Genomic DNA, 17430 nt, shown 5'->3' with positions numbered 1-17430 from the left:
AGGAGTTGAGGAAATGTGGCGTGATGGCGATTTCCGCTTGCTGTCCGAAGAGGGGGTCGATGTCGCAGAATTGTACGCGGAACGACTCTCTAAGATTCGCTCTAGTTACCCGAAGCGTCGACAGATTGCGCGAATCGTAGCGGAGTGTGCCGAGTGGAATACTCCGACAATTTCCCCGTGATTTCTGTCTGGGTTATCGGAATCTGGTAGCAGCGCGACGGAGCCCTCATCGACAGTGATGTCGATGAGGGCTCCGTGTCGTTTGACGGCAGTAGTTGACGCTGAGGTTGAAAGGGTGGGGTGACAGCGGGCGTTGGCGGTGCTACATCCTCGTCATGAGGTACGCGGATGGCGGCGGTCTGACCGCTGCGGGGCGGGCGAAGCGTGAGGGTGTGCGTTTCGAGGCCGCAGAGATGTTCGAGCACGGAGTGCGGCCGCCGGAGGTGGCCCGCAGGTTACGGGTGTCGCGGAAGTCGGCGTATGCCTGGCACGCAGCCTGGCGCGAGGGCCAACGCGGCCCTCACATCCAAGGGGGCCGGCGGCTTTCCGTGCCGGCTGGACGATGTCCAGGCCGAGCGGTTGCAGGTCGAGCTGGAGGCCGGACCGGCGGCGCATGGCTGGAGCGAGGACCAGCGGTGGACGCTGGCGAGGGTCGCGGAGCTGATCCACCGCCTGTTCGGGCACCGGTACACCCCGCGCGGGGTGTCGTATCTGCTCCACCGGCTGGGCTGGTCCCCGCAGGTGCCCGCGCACCAGGCCGTCGAGCGGGACGAACAGGCCGTAGCACGGTGGCGGACGGAGCAGTGGTCACGGGTAAGAGGACGGCCCAGCTCCTGGGCGCGTGGATCGTCTTCGAGGACGAGGCCGGACAGGACCTGCAAACCCGGCAAGGGCCGAACCTGGTCCAGGCGCGGGCGGACGCCGCTGGTCAGGGTGACGGGCAAGGGTTCCGGCCGGGTCCTCATGGCTGGGATGATCTGCGTCAGACCGGGCCGCGAGACCCGTCTGATCTACCGGACCCAGACGTACCGGGGCCGGACCGGCGAGAAGAAGGGATTCCGGGCACGTGAGTTCGCGGACCTGCTGACCTCCGCCCGCAGGCAGCTCGGCGGTGCCCCGCTGATCGTGGTGTGGGACAACGCGAGCACCCATCACGCCAAGGCCCTACGGGAGTTCTGCGCCCGCAACAGCGACTGGCTCACCATCGTCAAGCTCCCGCCCTACGCGCCCGACCTCAACCCCGTCGAAGGCGTCTGGGCCCACCTGAAGAAGTCCCTGGCCAACCTCGCACCCCGCGCGATCGAGGACGTCGCTCCATTGGCCAAGGACAGGCTGCGACGCCTCCAACGCCGACCCGAGGTCCTCGATGGATTCGTCGCCGAGACCGGACTCAGGATCGATCCCGGATGACCTTGTCACCCCACCCTTTCAACCTCAGCGGCAACAACCACGGATCCAGGCGCACAACCACGGACTCCGGCGGACCGCCAAACCCCTCCCCACCTGCATAAAAGCAGCTAGAGGAAGGGTCGCCAGCACACGTACTATGTGCTGGCGGGGGCCACTCCGGTCCTGGTTCATAACTGTGGCGGCTCGAATCCCGCCCACGCTGACTCCTGCCGCTGCGCCAATGGTGCGCCCATAAGGCCGGCTGTCCAAGAGCATGAAGTCGGGCGTTTTGGGGATCTTGATGGCAGGGCGAGAGTTGGGGACAATCTCACACCGAACCACATTCCGCAGGCCGCCTCTGGCCGCATCCCGAACTATCGAGACTTCGCCGCGCACATGATGACGGATGCCGATCATAGGATGACACGCACGTACGGCGGCGCGGGAAGGAGAACCGCGCGCGTTGATGCCGGGCTCACGTTTCGACAAGTGCTGGCGGCAGATTTCGCGAATCTCCGAATGATTGGCCAGGTGAACCACGGGGATCCGAGCTATTTCAATGCTGCAATCTCGGGGATCATGCAGTACTACAGGGCCAACCATCCGCATCTCTTGTGAGGAGGATTTCAGTGATCAGAGAACAAGTTCGGGAGTTCGTTCGGCTGGGTTGCCCACTACCCTCGGAGCGAGATAACTCCGAGGAGGGTGACGAGGCCTTTGATGAGATGGAGCAGGCGTTGCACGCCATCGAGAAGCCCGTCACTGATGAAGAGGCCCGGCTCCTAGTAGCGTGCTTCGGGGATGACGACTGCTTCGGGTTGGCTTGGACGCTGCTGCACCTTGTGGAATCAGCGCCGTCGCCAGTTGTGACCTCTCAGCCGCCCGATGATGCGAATGCATGGATTTCGAGGCTGTGGATGCGCTATCAGAACTCCATGGCTAGCTAGTCAGTGGACAGAGGCCGTCGGCGATGGTGGTTCGATGCCGTTGTCAGCACCTGACTCGGCTTGGGTCGGGCTGCTTCCGAGCGCGGCGCCGAGGTGTTGACGGCTCGAATCCGGCTCAAAGTGGCCCCGCCCGCGGCCGTGAGGCCTGCTCAGCGTTGGGAGCGCTGGTTGCCGTTTTACCTGGTCAGCTCGGGTGCAATTGCTGTACCACGAGCAGACGAAGAATCCTGGTCTCGTACTCGCCCAAGCACCTCGACTTCTCCTAGAGCCGGCGCATCCGGTGTCCGGAGGGTGATCCGGCCGCCGGGCGCCGGGCCTCTTGGGGGCCGGTCCGCCGGCCCCGCGGACGGGCAGCGAAGGTTCAGGGTTTCCTGAATTCATGGATCTATGTACTGTCGATGTGTGCTGAACATCGCCGAAGACATCGAGGTCCTGGCGCGCTTCGGGCGTGCGCTGGCCGATCCCATCCGCTGCCGGCTGCTCCTCGAGATCCGCGAGGCTCCGGCGTACCCTTCCGACCTCGCCGACCGGCTGGGCATCTCCCGCACCCGGCTGTCCAACCACCTCGCCTGCCTGCGCGACTGCGGCCTGGTGGTCGCCGTGCCCGAAGGCCGGCGCACCCGCTACGAGTTGGCCGACTCGCGCCTCGGCCATGCCCTCGACGACCTCCGCTCCGCCGTCGTCACCGTCGACGCCGACCGGACCTGTGCCGAGGCCGACGAGCAGGGCTGCTGCTGATGACCGCCCGGCGCGATGTGCTGGCCCGGCGCATACGCCTGCTGGTGGGCCTCACGATCACATACAACGCCATCGAGGCGGTCGTCGCCCTCATCGCGGGCACCATGGCCTCCTCGACCGCGCTGATCGGATTCGGTCTCGACTCGGTCATCGAGGTGTCCTCCGCCGCAGCGGTCGCCTGGCAGTTCTCCGCGAAGGACCACGCCGCACGGGAGGCCCGTGAGCACCGGGCGCTGAGGATCATCGCCGTCTCGTTCTTCGCCCTCGCCGCCTACGTCGCCGTCGACGCGGTACGGGCCCTGACCGGCGGGGGCGAGGCGGCCCCCTCCGTGCCGGGGATCGTGCTGGCCGCGCTGTCCCTGGCGGTGATGCCCTTCCTGTCCGCAGCCCAGCGCAGGGCGGGGCGTGAACTGGGCTCCGCGTCGGCCGTGGCCGACTCCAAGCAGACCCTGCTCTGCACCTATCTGTCCGCCGTCGTCCTCGCCGGGCTGGTCCTCAACGCCGCCTTCGGGTGGTCCTGGGCGGACCCGATCGCCGCGCTCGTCATCGCCGTGATCGCCGTCAAGGAAGGCCGCGACGCCTGGCAGGGCAAGGGCTGCTGCGCCCCCACTCCACCGGGAACCCTCGCCGCGCCCTCCGCCCGGCAGCGCGGGTGCTGCGCTGCCGGGTCCGCCTGCCCATGCTGCGCCACCGACACCGAGCGGGGCGGGCAGCCGTGAGCACCGCAGTCCGAAGATCCGCTGAACATATGTCCGCATAGCCGCCGTGTCGGCACCCGAGGGATCCCGTCATCGCAGGTCACACGGGCGTCTCCGGGGTGGCCACACCCGCAGTTGGTCAGCCTCCGGTTGACGGTCTTCAAAGCCTGAGCGCAATTTCCACACATCCCCTCTCCAGACGGCCCCCGATGCTCTAGATTGACCGTGCTTCACACACTTGGGCCCTTGGGGGTCCGAGGAAGCCTTGGGTGCGGGGAGCACCTGAGATTTCGACGGGTTTCCGCGCACCTCAACACTCCGCCAGAACGTGCCAGTCGGCTGCCGTCTGCGCGGGGTGACCGGCATGCCGTTCGCCGGGGGTGGGGCCTCCCGGAGCAGGGAACAGCGCGGCGCGGGGGGCGGGTTCGCCTCCCGGGGGGACAGAGCAGTGTGAGCACCTTGATCACTGGTGGCCTGGGGGGGTCCTGTGCAGCAGGGGGAATTAGTCAGCCCGTTTTCGTCGGCGCGCGGGCGGCCGGCGAACGGGACGATCAACCAGCCCGCGTTCGACTGGGAGCAGCGGTACCGCCGGACCGTGATCACCAGCGACACCGTGGCCACCGCCCTGGTGGTCGCGTCGATCGGCCTCTTCTTCGGGGCCAGGGACGCAGCCAACTGGCACGAGAGGTGGGGAATCCTCGCTTTCGGCACCGAACTGCTGGTGCTGGGAGCGCTTGCGGTAAGCCGCGCATGGGCCCCGGCCGTGCTCGGCCAGGGCGCCGAGGAATTCCGCCGGCTCGGACGTTCCCTGTTCACGGCGGTTGTCGTCCTGGCGCTCGGCGGCATCGCCCTCACCTCGCACAACATCAAGCTCTGGATCTTCGTCGCGATTCCGGCGATCGCACTCATCACCATGACCGCGCGGTATCTGCTGCGCCTGTGGCTGCACCGACAGCGCAAGGAAGGGCGGTGCCTGCGCCCGGTGCTCGCCGCTGGGAGTCCGGCCACCCTGCGCGATCTGATCACCCGGACCCGTAAGTTCCCGCACCTCGGCTGGCGTGTGGAGGCGGTGTGCACGCCGGACGGTGTGGGGCCCGACGGTGACCGGCTGGACGGAGTGCCGGTCGTCGGCCGGCTCACGGCGGTCGCGGGCCATGTGCGCCGCGACGGCTACCGTGTCGTCGCGGTCACACCGGACCCGCAGTGGTCACCGGACCGGCTGCAGCGGCTGGCCTGGAACCTCGAGGGCAGCGATGCCGAGATGGTCGTGGCCCCGGTGCTGATGGAGGTGGCCGGCCCGCGGCTGCACGTCGACGCGGTGCTCGGGATCCCGCTGCTGCGGGTCAGCATGCCGATCTTCACCGGGGGGCGCCGAGCGGTCAAGGAGGTCGTCGACCGGATGGGCGCGGCGGTCCTGTTGCTGCTGTTCGCGCCGCTGATGGTGCTCGTCGGGCTGCTCGTGCTCGTGGACAGCCGGGGCGGGGTGTTCTACTTCCAGCGCAGGGTCGGCAAGGACGGCCGCGAGTTCACCATGGTCAAGTTCCGCACCATGGTCGCCGGGGCCCACCGGGCCCGGGCCGAGCTGGCCCACCGCAACGAGGGCGCCGGCCTGCTGTTCAAGCTCCGCCGGGATCCGCGGGTGACCCGGGTGGGATCGATGCTGCGCCGGTACTCGCTCGACGAGCTCCCGCAGCTGTTCAACGTGCTCACTGGATCGATGTCACTCGTCGGTCCGCGGCCTCCGCTGCCGGAGGAGTCCGCCGCGTACGGCCCGGACATCCGGCGGCGGCTGCTGGTCAAACCGGGGCTCACCGGCCTGTGGCAGATCAGCGGACGCAGTGACCTGCCCTGGGAGGAGGCGGTCCGGCTGGACCTGCGGTACGTGGAGGACTGGTCGCTCGCGCTGGACGCGGTGATCTTGTGGAAGACGCTGCGCGCGGTGCTCCAGGGGCAGGGGGCGTACTGATGCGCGGGGGAAGTAGTCCGGTCGGCTCGCGAAGGGCAGGCCAGAAGGGCCTGCCCAGGGGGAGGAACGGGTCATGAAGGTCAGCGTCTTAGGGCTCGGCTATGTGGGCTGCGTGTCGGCCGCATGCCTGGCCAGCATGGGTCACGAGGTCATCGGGGTGGACGTGAACCCGGTGAAGGTCGACCTGGTCAACGACGGCAAGGCCCCGGTGGTCGAGGAGCGGATCGGCGGGCTCATCGCCGAGGTCGTACGGACCGGAGCGTTACGGGCCACCGGCGACGTCCGCGAGGCGATCATGGGCAGCGAGGTGTCCCTGGTCTGCGTGGGGACGCCGTCGGAACCCAACGGCAGTCTGTGCACCACCTACCTGGAACGGGTCACCGAGGAGATCGGCGCCGCGCTGGCGGAGCGGGGCGGGCGGCACACCGTCGTGTTCCGCAGCACCATGCTCCCGGGTACCTGTCTGAACCTGCTGCTGCCGATCCTGGAGAAGTCCGTCGGCGGCACGGCCGGAGTGGACATCGGAGTCGCCGTCAACCCGGAGTTCCTGCGCGAGGGCACCAGCGTGCGGGACTTCTTCGACCCGCCGAAGACCGTCATCGGGGAGCTCGACCCGGCGAGCGGCGACGTGGTGGCGGCGCTGTACGACGGACTGCCCGGAGAGGTGTTCCGGGTACCGGTCCCGACGGCCGAGGCGATCAAGTACGCGGACAACGCCTTCCACGGCCTCAAGATCGGCTTCGCGAACGAGCTGGGCGCGGTGTGCCATGCGCTCGGGGTGGACTCGCACCAGGTGATGGACGTGTTCCTGGCCGACCGCAAACTGAACATCAGCCCCGCCTACCTGCGGCCCGGCTTCGCCTTCGGCGGCTCCTGCCTGCCCAAGGACCTGCGCAGCCTGGTGCACGCGGCGCGGCGGGCCGATGTCTCGGTGCCCATCCTCGCCCACGTACTCCCCTCCAACTCCGACCATCTGCAACGTGCGGTGGAGCTGGTCGAGCGCACCGGCAAGCGCCGGGTCGGCATGTTCGGGCTGTCCTTCAAACCCGGCACCGACGACCTCCGCGAGAGCCCGCTCGTCGAACTGGCGGAGCGGCTCTTCGGCAAGGGCTACGACCTGCGGATCTACGACCCCAATGTGAACCTCTCCCGGCTGCTCGGCGCCAACCGCGAGTACATCGAGACCCGGCTGCCGCACCTCGCGCAGCTGCTGACGGACTCCGTCGACGAGGTACTCGACCATGCCGAGGTGTGCCTGGTCGGAACCAGGGAACCGGCCGTGGTGTCGGCGCTCCCCCATGGCGACGGACCGGTGATCGTCGACCTCATCCGCCTTCCCGACGCCGAGGCGCGCCGGGCCGAACCGGGGTACATGGGCCTTGCTTGGTAACGCGACCGGTAACGCAAACAGCGGCGCCGGGCCGGCCCGGCGCGCGCTGATCCTGGTGGAGAACCTCTCGGTGCCCTTCGACCGGCGGGTGTGGCAGGAGTGCACCACGCTGCGCGACGCGGGCTGGACCGTACACGTCATCTGTCCCCAAGGCGAGAAGCGGGACACGGAACCGGAGGCGGAGATCGACGGGGTGCGGATCCACCGCTACCCGCTGCGCGCCGCCACCGGCGGGCCGGCCGGCTTCCTGCAGGAGTACGGAACGGCGCTGTGGCATACGTTCCGGCTGGCCCGCAAGGTCGGCCCGGTCGACGTGGTCCACGCCTGCAACCCGCCGGACCTGCTGTTCCTGCCGGCGCTGTGGCTGAAGCGGCGGCGCGGGGCGCGGTTCGTCTTCGACCAGCACGACCTGGTGCCCGAGCTGTACCTGTCCCGGTTCGACCGCGGCAAGGACCTGCTCTACCGTGCCGTGTGCGCGCTGGAGCGGCTGACCTACCGGGCCGCGGACGTGGTGCTGGCCACCAACGAGAGCTACCGCGATGTCGCACTGCGCCGTGGCGGCCTGAAGCCGTCGGACGTCTTCGTGGTGCGCAGCGCGCCGGACACCGACCGGTTCCGGCCGGTGCCGCCCGAGGAGGAGCTGAAGCGCGGCAAGCCCCATCTGCTGTGCTATCTCGGCGTCATGGGACCGCAGGACGGGGTGGACTACGCCCTGCGGGCCCTCGCGAAGCTGCGCGACGAGGTCGGGCGGACGGACTGGCACGCGGTGTTCGTCGGCGGTGGTGACACCTTCGACGCGATGGTGGAGCTGTCCCGGCGGCTCGGGCTCTCGGACCAGGTGCAGTTCACCGGGCGCATTCCGGACGCCGACCTGGCGCGGTACCTGTCCACCGCGGACGTGTGCCTCTCCCCCGACCCGCGCAATCCGCTCAACGACGTGTCGACCATGAACAAGGTTCTGGAATACATGGTGATGGGCCGGCCGATCGTCTCGTTCGACCTCCGGGAGGCGCGGGTCTCCGCCGGGGACGCCGCCGTCTATGCACCCGCCAACGACGAGGCTCAGTTCGCCAAGCTCATCGCCATGCTGCTGGACGATCCCGAGAAGCGGGACCGGATGGGCACGATCGGCCGGGAGCGGATCAACGGGCCGCTCTCCTGGCGGAACTCCCAGGCGTCGCTGCTCGCCGCCTACGCCGCCGCCTGCCCCGACCGTGCTCCGGTGCCGCCGGGCGAACGGGAAGGGCAAGGAGGAGACCGCACCGTTGAGCGATGACACCATACGCCTGGTCACGATCGGGCGGATCGTCCGCCGGCGCCGGCGGCTCCTCATCATCCTCGCGGTGGTGGGTGCGCTCGTCGGCTACGGCACCTCCCTGCTGCTTCCGCCGCGTTACACGACCTCGGCATCGGTACTGCTGCCGGGGGCGTGGGAGGAGCGTGAGCTGCTGACCCAGGCGGAGATCGCGGCCAGTTCGGTGGTGGTCGACCGCGCGGCGGCCACCCTCGGCTGGACCGCGGTCAGCAGCAGCGAGCTACAGGACCGGGTGAGCGCCAAGGCCACCGACGGGAACATCATCAGGATCTCGGGTACCGCCGACACCCCGGAGCGCGCTCAGCGGCTCTCCGACGAGGTGGCCCGGCAGTTCGTCGCGTTCGCCGCACGGATCGCCGGTGACACCGCCGACCCCGCGGCGGAGGCGGGGCCCGAGGCCCTGCGCAAGACGGTGGCGCAGACCAGCCGCCGGATCACCGAGCTGGCCGATGCGGCCGGCCCGGGGCAGAGCGTGGAGAGCGTGCAGACCCGCACCGAGCTCACCAAGCTGCGCACCGCGCTGCAGGAGGCCGTCACCAAGCTGGAACAGGCCGACCCGGCTGCCGACAAGGCAGGCATGGTCGTCATGGGGCCGGCGGCCCGGCCGGCCGGCAAGGCACCGCCGACGCGGGTGCAGCTCATCGTCGCCGGGGCGCTGCTGTTCTTCCTGCTCGGGGTCATCGGCCATCTCACCGCCGCACGGATGAGCCGCCGGCTGCGCACCGGACCGGAGATGGCCGCGGCGCTGGGCGCGGCCCTGCTGGGTACCGTCGACGTACCGGAGGAAGAGCCCGCGCACCGGCCGGAGGACCGTGGCCCGGTGGCCCGGATCCGCCGGCTGCTGGGCCTGGACGTCCGGTGGGACGTACCGGCCCCGCCGGCCTCCGGCGACGAGGCCGGCCGGACGATCCGCCACCGGCGGGTGTGCGCCCGGCTGCGGGAGCAACTGCCGGCTCCTCGGCGGCTGCTGGTCGTCGTTCCGGAGGGCGACGAGATCGCCGGCCGGGCCGCCGGGCGGCTCGCCACCGAGGCCGACGGCGATCCGCTGCTGCGGGTGGTGAAGGTTTCGGCGTCCCGGCCGCTGGTGCCGGACCACGGGGACGAGTCCGGTGCCCTGGTCGTCCTCAGCGCGGGCAACTGGACCGCCGGGGAGCTCGCCGGCATCGCCGAGGCGTGTGCGGACGCCGGGCACGAGATCACCGGCACCGTCCTCGCCGGCCCGGTCCGGGCCCGTCCGACGCGGTCCGCCGGCCGCCTTCCGGAGGGCGCCGAGCCGGCGCTCGCAGTGGGCGACGACGCGAGGCGGGGTTCGGTGTGACGACGAGTACGACGCTGGAGCCCTCGGCCGCCGCTCCGCTGCTGGACCTGCAGGCGCTGGTCGTCGCGGTACGCAGGCGCCGCCGCCTCTGGTGGTCCCTGGCGCTGCTGGGGATGCTGGCGGGCGCGGCGGTGGCGGTCCTGATGCCGGCGCCGCCGACCGCGGTGACCAAGGTGCTGGTCGCCCATCAGGCGGACCAGCCGAACGACCCCGGTACGCTGATCCGCACCGACGTCGCGCTGCTGCACACCACGCGGATCGCAGGCCAGGCCCTGCAGTCCCTGAAGTCCTCGGAAAAACCGGAGGACTTCATGGAGGACTACACGGGTACCGGCCTGACCAACAACCTGTTGCAGATCAGTGTGACGGGTGAGAGCGAGACGGAAGCGGTGGCCCGGGCCAAGGCGCTGGCCGATGCGTTCGTCGCGGACCATGTGAAGCGGATCCAGGAAGCCGCGGACGCCGAGGCAAAGACCCTGCTCGACCAGCGCGACCGGATGCGGGACGAACTCGCCCAGGTCGACAAGGCGATCGGAAGCGCATCGCCGGGGGGCGGGCCAAAGGCCTCGGCGAACATGGAATCGCTCTTCGCCCGCCGGGCCGAACTCACCTCGCGGATCAGCGATTTCGGCCGGCGCGCCGCGGAGGCGCGGATCGGCACGCCCCAGCTCGTCGCCGGCACCCAGATCGTGGACGCCCCGCGGGCGGTACGGCACTCCCTGCCCGGGACCGCTGCCACCAACGCCGCGATCGGGCTCGTGCTCGGGCTCGTCCTCGGGCTCGCGGTGGCCGCGGTCGGCACGGTGGTGGCGGACCGCCCGGTGCTGCGCCGGGACATCGCGGCGAACCTCGGTGCCTCGGTGATCGCGGAGCTCCCCCTCCGGTCGGGCCGGCCGTGGCGGCGCCGGCGGACCGGGGCGGCACGGACCGGGCTCACCACGACCCTGGCCCGCGCCGTACGGGGATCGACAGAGCCGTTGGCGCTGCTGGAACTGGGGTGTGCGCGCTGCACGGGCGCGATCGCCCTGGACCTCGCCAGGGAACTCGCGCCGGAGGACCCGGTGGTCGTCGTCGACGGCCTGCCGGGCCGGCCGCTGGCCGGCCGCCGCGCCAAGCCGGGAGACCCGGCCGTGGTCGGCGGCGAGCAGGCCGCGGCCGGGCCGCAGCAGGAGCGCCGGCTCGGCGTCGGTTCGGTGGCGCCCGGCGCGGCGTGGACCGACCTGCCGTACCTCGGTACGCAGACCGTGCTCGTCGTACGGGCCGGGCGCGGCAGCACCGCATGGCTGCACACCGTGGCACGGCAGCTCGCCGACCTGGGCCTTGCGGTGATCGGTGTGGTGCTGATCGACCCCGATCCGCGGGACCGGACCGACGGCACGCTGTGGGACGGGCCGCACACCGCGCTGCGCGGCCGGAACGGGCGGCCGGCCCGGCACAACGGGGCGGGCCGGCTGCACAGGGAGCGAGGAACGGTCCGGGCTGCCCGGGTTCCGGACAACGACCAGGAGGCTCGGTAGGACATGTGTGGCATCGCAGGCACGTACCGATGGCCGGACGGGAAGGCCGTCGCCGACCGGCTCACCGATACCCTGGCCCACCGCGGCCCGGACGGGGCCGGCCGGTACAGCCACTCCGCCGGGGACGGCGAGGTGCACCTCGGGCACCGTCGGCTGGCCATCATCGACCTGTCCGACACCGGCGCCCAGCCGATGGTCAGGGACGGCCTGGTCCTGACGTACAACGGCGAGCTGTACAACGCGCCCGAGCTGCGCGCCGAACTGGCAGCCGCCGGGGTGCGCTTCCGCGGCACCTCCGACTCCGAGGTGCTGCTGGAGGCCTGGCGGCGCTGGGGTACGGACTGCCTGCCCAGGCTGCGCGGGATGTTCGCGTTCGGGATCTTCGACGAGCGGACCGGTGAGCTGGTGCTCGTCCGCGATCAGCTGGGCATCAAGCCGCTGTTCCTGCTCCGGCGCGGTGAGGGGCTGGTGTTCGCCTCCGAACTGAAGGCGCTCGCCGCCGCCACCGGCGGCTCGCTGGAGGTGGACCATGCGGCGCTGGTGGCCTCACTGCTGTACTACTGGGTGCCGGACTCGCGGTGCGCGTTCCGCGAGGCGGAGAAGCTGCCGCCGGGGAGCTGGCTGCGGTGCCGGCCCGACGGCCGGGTGGAGCGCGGCCGGTTCTGGCACCTGAAGGAGGTTGCCGCCGAGGGGCGGGAGCGGGCCCGCAGCGGCGAGCGGCCGGACCTTGCCGCCATCGTCGAGGAGTCGACCCGGCGCCACCTGCTCTCCGACGTCCCGGTGGCGACCTTCCTCTCCGGCGGGCTGGACTCCAGTTACCTGACCGCGCTGGCGGCCCGCGAGCAACCCGGGATCTCCGCCTACACGATCGGGTTCCGCGCCGAGGACGCCAGGTTCGAGGCGATGCCGGACGACCTCCGCTATGCCCGGCGGGTGGCCGAGCGGTTCGGCGTCGACCTGCACGAGATCGAGATCGCTCCGGACGTGCTCGACCTGCTGCCCCGGATGACGTACCACCTGGACGAGCCGATCGGCGACCCCGCCGCGATCAACACCTTCCTGATCTGCTCGGCCGCCCGGGAGGCCGGGGTCAAGGTGATGCTCTCGGGGATGGGGGCCGACGAGCTGTTCGCCGGGTACCGCAAGCACCTGGCCAACCTGCTCGCGCTGCGCTACCAGCGCGTCCCGCGGCCCCTGCGGCGCGGGGTGTCCGCGGTCGTGGACCGGCTGCCGGTCGCCACGGCCCGCCGGGGGTACCGGTCGGTGCGGTTCGCCAAGCGGTTCCTGTCCTTCGCCGACCTGCCGGAGGAGACCGCGTTCCGGCGCAGCTACACCATGTACGACCGTCAGGAGCTGCTCGCCCTGGTCGATCCGGACCTGGCCGGGGCGGTCGACGACGTGCTGACCGAGCATGCGGACGTCTACCGGGACAACGAGCTCGACGACTTCGTCAACCGCATGTGCCTGGGCGACGCCAGGATGTTCCTGCCGGGCCTGAACCTCGCGTACACCGACCGCTCCAGCATGGCCGCGTCGACCGAGGTGCGGGTGCCGTACGTGGACGTGGAGGTGGTCCGGGCGGCCTTCGCCGTGCCCGGCAACCGCAAGATCGTCGGGCGGCAGGGCAAGGCCGTCCTCAAGGAGGCGGCCACCTCGGTCCTGCCCAAGGAGATCGTGTACCGGCCCAAGGGCCTGTTCAGCGCCCCGCTGCGGGCCTGGATGAGCCGGGACCTGGCGCCGCTGGTACGCGAGGTGGTGCACGACGGCGTGCTGGTCGGCTCCGGGCTCCTGCGCCGTGACGCGCTGGCGCGCATGGTCGCCGAGGACGCCGCCGGGCAGCGGGACTTCTCCAAGCATCTGTGGCACGTGCTGACCCTCGAGTACTGGTATCGCAACGCGACCTCTGGGTCCGGCCAGAGCACTCGGTTAACGGCTTAGGAATTTCAGAGGAGTTTGGGTGAAACAGGTCGTGCAGAACTACAAGAGCGGCGAGCTGGCCGTGCTCGACGTACCGGTGCCGGGCTGCAAGCCGGGCGGTGTGCTGGTCCGCACCGCCTACTCGCTGATATCCACCGGAACCGAAATGATGAAGGTGTCCGAGGCCGGCATGTCGATGCTGGGCAAGGCCCGCTCCCGGCCGGACCAGGTGGCCAAGGTCATGCAGAGCGTGGCCGTCAACGGGGTGCCCGCCACCTACCGCAAGGTGATGGGCAAGCTGGACTCGTACACACCGCTGGGCTACTCGCTGTGCGGGGTGGTCGAGCAGGTCGGCGCCGGGATCGACGATGTGGCGGTCGGTGACCTGGTGGCCTGCGCCGGCAACGAGCACGCGCTGCACGCGGAACTGAACTGGGTGCCCAAGAACCTCTACACCCCGCTGCCGGACGGCCTTGCGCCGCGGCACGCGGCCTTCGGCACCGTCGGGTCGATCGCCTTGCAGGGCGTCCGCCAGGGCGAGCCGCAGCTGGGAGAGACCGCACTGGTCATCGGCCTCGGGCTGATCGGTCAGCTGGTGGTGCAGCTCCTCACCGCCTCGGGGGTCCGTGTCGTCGGGGCCGACCCCGACCCGGTGCGCTGCGAGCTCGCCGCCCGCCTGGGTGCCGCGGCCTGCGGCGATCCCGGATCCGCGGCCGTGGAGACGGCTGTCGCCGAGCTGAGTGGCGGTCACGGCGTGGACCAGGTGTACCTGGCGGCCGGCGGCGGCAGCAACCAGCCCGTCGAGCTGGCCGCCCGGCTGAGCCGGGACCGCGGCCGGGTGGTCGACATCGGCAAGTGCCGGCTGGACCTGCCGTGGAACGCGTACTACGAGAAGGAGCTCGACGTCCGGTTCTCCCGCAGCTACGGCCCCGGGCGCTATGACCCGGAGTACGAGCTCGAGGGACGGGACTACCCCATCGGCTACGTGCGCTGGACCGAGCGCCGCAACCTGGCCTGCTTCCTCGATCTCCTCGCCCGCGGCAGCGTCGATGTGGAGCCCCTGATCTCCCACATCGCCGACTTCGACGACGCCGTCAAGACGTACCAGCAGCTCAAGGACGGCGAGCTGAAGGCCGTGGCCGTGCTGTTCCGGTACCCCGATCAGACGGAGGACGGGAACGTGGCAGCCCCGGCGGTGACCGTGCCCGCGGTGCGGCGCGGTGACGCGGCGTCCGCCCCGGCCCGGTCCGCCCCGGTCCGGCCCGCGGGGGCACCGGTGCGGCTGGCCTTCGTCGGCGCGGGGAACTACGCGTCGTCGATGCTGCTGCCGCACCTGGCGGAACGCGAGGGGGTCACGCTGTCGACGGTCGTCACCACGACGGCGCTGTCCGCGGCCAACGCCCAGCGCAAGTTCGGGTTCACCGGGGCCACCACCGACCTCGACTCCGTGCTCGGCGACCCGGCGGTCGACGCGGTGTTCGTGGTCACCCGGCACAGTTCGCACGCCGAACTGACCCGGAAGGCGCTGCTCGCCGGCAAGACGGTGTTCGTGGAGAAGCCGCTGGCCCTCACCGAGGACGAACTGGCCGGTGTGCTGGCGGCGGTGGAGGAGTCCGGCAACGACCGGCTGCAGGTGGGCTTCAACCGCCGGTTCGCGCCACTGCTGCGGGAGGCCAAAAACCGGTTCGGCGCCCGGACGGGTCCGGCGAGCCTGCGCTACCTGGTCAACGCGGGCCGGCTCGGGCACGGCAGCTGGTACCTCCAACAGGCCACCGAGGGCTCCCGGTTCGCCGGCGAGGGCGGACACTTCATCGACACGGCGAGCTGGCTGCTCGGCTCCGACCCGGTCTCGGTGTACGCGGTCGCCCCGTCCGGCGCCGAGGCCGGCGGTGACGTCCAGATCATGCTGCGCTACGCGGACGGGTCCACCGCCACGATCGGCTATGTCACCACCGGTGCGTCCGGCTTCCCCAAGGAGACGCTGGACCTGGTCGCGGACGGCAGGGTGCTGAAGTTCGACGACTTCGTCCGCGCCTCGGTGTTTGCAGACGGAGGGGTCGGCCGCAAGCGGTGGGTCAGCTCCCGGCTGCCCAAGGCCCGGGACAAGGGCCAGTCCGCCGAACTGGCCGCGTTCATCCGGGCCGTGCGGACCGGCGGGCCGATGCCGGTGCCGCTGGAGTCACTGGTCGCCACCACCTCGGCCACCCTCGCCGTACAGACCGGCCTGGCCGCCGGCACGCCGGTCACCCTGGCGAGGCCCCGATGAGCATGAGCGCGGGCTGGTACCTGCGGCGGCTCTCCCGGATGGGACCGCGGGAGGTCGGCGGCCGGGCGGTCGACGCGGTGCGCAGGCGGCGGTGGCGGTCGGTACCGCCGCCGGCCTGCCCGAGCGTGACCGGCGCCCGGTTCACCGCCGTGCTGCCCGCCCGGGCGGTCGCCGCGGTGCCTCCGGACGCCGCCAAACGTCTTGTCGCCGCGGCGGACCGGCTGATGGCCGGGCACGCCGAGTACTTCGGGGTGGACCGCGAGGACCTGGTCGACCCGGACTGGTGGTACGACCCGAAGACCGGGCGCCGCGCTCCGTCCGGTTACGCCTTCGACGTGCCCTACCGGAGCGAGGACGCGGTCGGGGACGTCAAGCAGATCTGGGAGCTCTCCCGGCACCAGTACCTCACCGTGCTCGCCGCCGCCTACGCGATCACCGGGGACGAGCGGTACGCCGAGCGCGTGGCCGGGCACCTGCGGTCGTGGTGGGCCGCCAACCCGCCGCTGCGCGGCGTGCACTGGATCAGTGGGATCGAGCTGGGCATCCGGCTGCTGTCCTGGGTGTGGGTCCGCCGGCTGCTGGACGGCTGGCCGGGCGCGGCCGGGCTGTTCGAGGGCAACCCGGTGGCGCTGAACCAGATCTGGCATCACCAGCGCTGGCTGGCCGCCTTCCCCAGCCGGGGGTCTTCGGCGAACAACCACGTGATCGCCGAGGCGGCCGGGCAGTTCGCGGCGGCCTGCGCGTTCGGATGGTTCCCGTCCTCGGTGCGCTGGCGGGCCGGCGCGCTGCGGTCGCTGGAGCGGCACCTGCGCGGCAACACCTTCCACTCCGGTCTCAACCGCGAGCTGGCCACCGAGTACCACGGACTGGTACTGGAGCTCGGCCTGGCCGCGGTGGCCGAGGCGGATACCGCCGGTGTGCCGGTCCCGGCGACGGTCCGGGTGGTGCTGCTGCGGATGACCGACGCGCTCGCGGCCGTCGTGGACGACCGGCTGAGGCCGCCGCGGCAAGGGGATGCGGACGACGGGCACGGTCTGGTCCTGGACGGGGCGGGCACCGACCGCTGGGCCTCGCTGCTGGCCACCGGGGACGCCGTGTTCGGCCGGCTCGCCTGGTGGCCGACGGTGACCGGCACCGATGTGCGGACCCCGCTGCTGGCCGCGCTCATCCGGCCCGCTGCGCCGGCCGTGACCCGCCCGGTGGACCGGCCGGACCACTTCGCCGATGCGGGGCTGACGATCCTGCGCGGTCCGGGGAAGATCTGGTGCCGCTGCGACGGTGGTCCGCACGGGTTTCTGTCCATCGCCGCGCACGCCCACGCGGACGCGCTGTCGGTGGAGGTCCGGCACGACGGGGTCGACGTGCTCGCCGACCCGGGGACGTTCTGCTACCACGGGCAGCCCGAGTGGCGGCAGTACTTCCGGTCGACCCTCGCCCACAACACCGTGCAGCTGGACGGCGGCGACCAGTCCGTCTCCGGCGGCCCGTTCCTGTGGACCCGGCAGGCCCGCAGCCGCGTCCTGGTCGCGGACACCGCCGGCGCCTCCGCAGGGGGCACCGCCCGCTGGTGCGCCGAGCACGACGGCTACCAGGGTTCCGTACACCGCCGCCGGGTGGAGCTGACCGCCACGAGCCGCGAGCTGCGGATGGTCGACGAGATCCGGGGCGACGGCGGGTCCGTGCGCCTGGCGTTCCACCTCGGCCCGGAGATCGCCGCGGTCCTGGAGGGGAACCGGGCACAGCTCAGCTGGACCCGGGACGGCGAGGACCGCTCCGCGGTGCTCGAGCTGCCCGGGCAGCTGGACTGGCGGGCGCACCGCGGGGAGACCGGCCCTCCGCTGGGCTGGTACTCGGCCGGGTTCGGGCGCAAGGAGCCCGCCACCACGCTGGTCGGCACCGGTTCCGCCGACGGCACTGCGAGGTCCGGGGAGTTCACGACCGTACTCAGGTTCCACGGCCGGTGACCGTG

At 71.2% G+C, this 17430-nt stretch carries 12 protein-coding genes and 1 pseudogene; all 13 read left to right on the top strand.

The genetic code is table 11. The annotated features are described in order from the left end of the window. Positions 1-335: 335 nt before the first annotated feature. Positions 336-452: pseudogene (locus DEJ50_RS35480) on the top strand (DNA-binding protein); the annotation flags it as partial. 28 nt (positions 453-480) lie between these two features. Further along, a complete protein-coding gene (locus DEJ50_RS29915) occupies positions 481-1410 on the top strand; it encodes an IS630 family transposase (protein ID WP_150211183.1) in 930 nt (309 codons plus the stop codon). A gap of 608 nt (positions 1411-2018) precedes the next feature. Continuing rightward, positions 2019-2336 carry a hypothetical protein gene (locus tag DEJ50_RS29910; protein WP_223837960.1) on the top strand — a complete coding sequence of 106 codons (318 nt, stop codon included), beginning with the start codon at positions 2019-2021 and terminating at the stop codon, positions 2334-2336. Between the two features lie 402 nt (positions 2337-2738). Beyond that, positions 2739-3074, top strand: coding sequence for an ArsR/SmtB family transcription factor (locus tag DEJ50_RS29905; protein WP_150211182.1), 336 nt, complete (start codon positions 2739-2741; stop codon positions 3072-3074). After that, positions 3074-3793 carry a cation diffusion facilitator family transporter gene (locus DEJ50_RS29900; protein ID WP_150211181.1) on the top strand — a complete coding sequence of 240 codons (720 nt, stop codon included), beginning with the start codon at positions 3074-3076 and terminating at the stop codon, positions 3791-3793. Before DEJ50_RS29905 ends, DEJ50_RS29900 begins: the two co-directional genes overlap by 1 nt. Positions 3794-4259: 466 nt before the next feature. Next, positions 4260-5738 (top strand): sugar transferase, encoded by a 1479-nt coding sequence (locus tag DEJ50_RS29895; RefSeq protein ID WP_150211180.1) that lies wholly within the window; start codon positions 4260-4262, stop codon positions 5736-5738. 73 nt (positions 5739-5811) lie between these two features. Next, the gene (locus tag DEJ50_RS29890) at positions 5812-7128 is read left to right on the top strand and encodes a nucleotide sugar dehydrogenase (RefSeq protein WP_150211179.1); all 1317 of its coding nucleotides are present in this window, start codon (positions 5812-5814) and stop codon (positions 7126-7128) included. Continuing rightward, positions 7118-8404 carry a glycosyltransferase family 4 protein gene (locus tag DEJ50_RS29885; protein ID WP_150211178.1) on the top strand — a complete coding sequence of 429 codons (1287 nt, stop codon included), beginning with the start codon at positions 7118-7120 and terminating at the stop codon, positions 8402-8404. The genes DEJ50_RS29890 and DEJ50_RS29885 overlap by 11 nt, the downstream gene beginning before the upstream one ends. After that, complete coding sequence (locus DEJ50_RS29880) at positions 8394-9761, top strand: Wzz/FepE/Etk N-terminal domain-containing protein (RefSeq protein ID WP_150211177.1); 1368 nt, start codon at positions 8394-8396, stop codon at positions 9759-9761. Before DEJ50_RS29885 ends, DEJ50_RS29880 begins: the two co-directional genes overlap by 11 nt. Then, on the top strand, positions 9758-11278 hold the full coding sequence (locus DEJ50_RS29875) for a Wzz/FepE/Etk N-terminal domain-containing protein (RefSeq protein WP_150211176.1): 1521 nt from the start codon (positions 9758-9760) through the stop codon (positions 11276-11278). Before DEJ50_RS29880 ends, DEJ50_RS29875 begins: the two co-directional genes overlap by 4 nt. Before the next feature lie 3 nt (positions 11279-11281). Next, on the top strand, positions 11282-13216 hold the full coding sequence (gene asnB, locus DEJ50_RS29870; RefSeq protein ID WP_150211175.1) for an asparagine synthase (glutamine-hydrolyzing): 1935 nt from the start codon (positions 11282-11284) through the stop codon (positions 13214-13216). 19 nt (positions 13217-13235) lie between these two features. Further along, positions 13236-15461, top strand: coding sequence for a bi-domain-containing oxidoreductase (locus DEJ50_RS29865; protein WP_150211174.1), 2226 nt, complete (start codon positions 13236-13238; stop codon positions 15459-15461). Continuing rightward, complete coding sequence (locus DEJ50_RS29860; RefSeq protein WP_150211173.1) at positions 15458-17425, top strand: heparinase II/III family protein; 1968 nt, start codon at positions 15458-15460, stop codon at positions 17423-17425. Before DEJ50_RS29865 ends, DEJ50_RS29860 begins: the two co-directional genes overlap by 4 nt. Positions 17426-17430 lie beyond the last annotated feature (5 nt).

The sequence above is a fragment of the Streptomyces venezuelae genome (genome assembly GCF_008642295.1).
GTDB lineage: Bacteria > Actinomycetota > Actinomycetes > Streptomycetales > Streptomycetaceae > Streptomyces > Streptomyces venezuelae_C.
The sequence above is the reverse complement of the archived record's forward strand: the minus strand, read 5'-3'. Positions and strand labels throughout refer to the sequence as shown.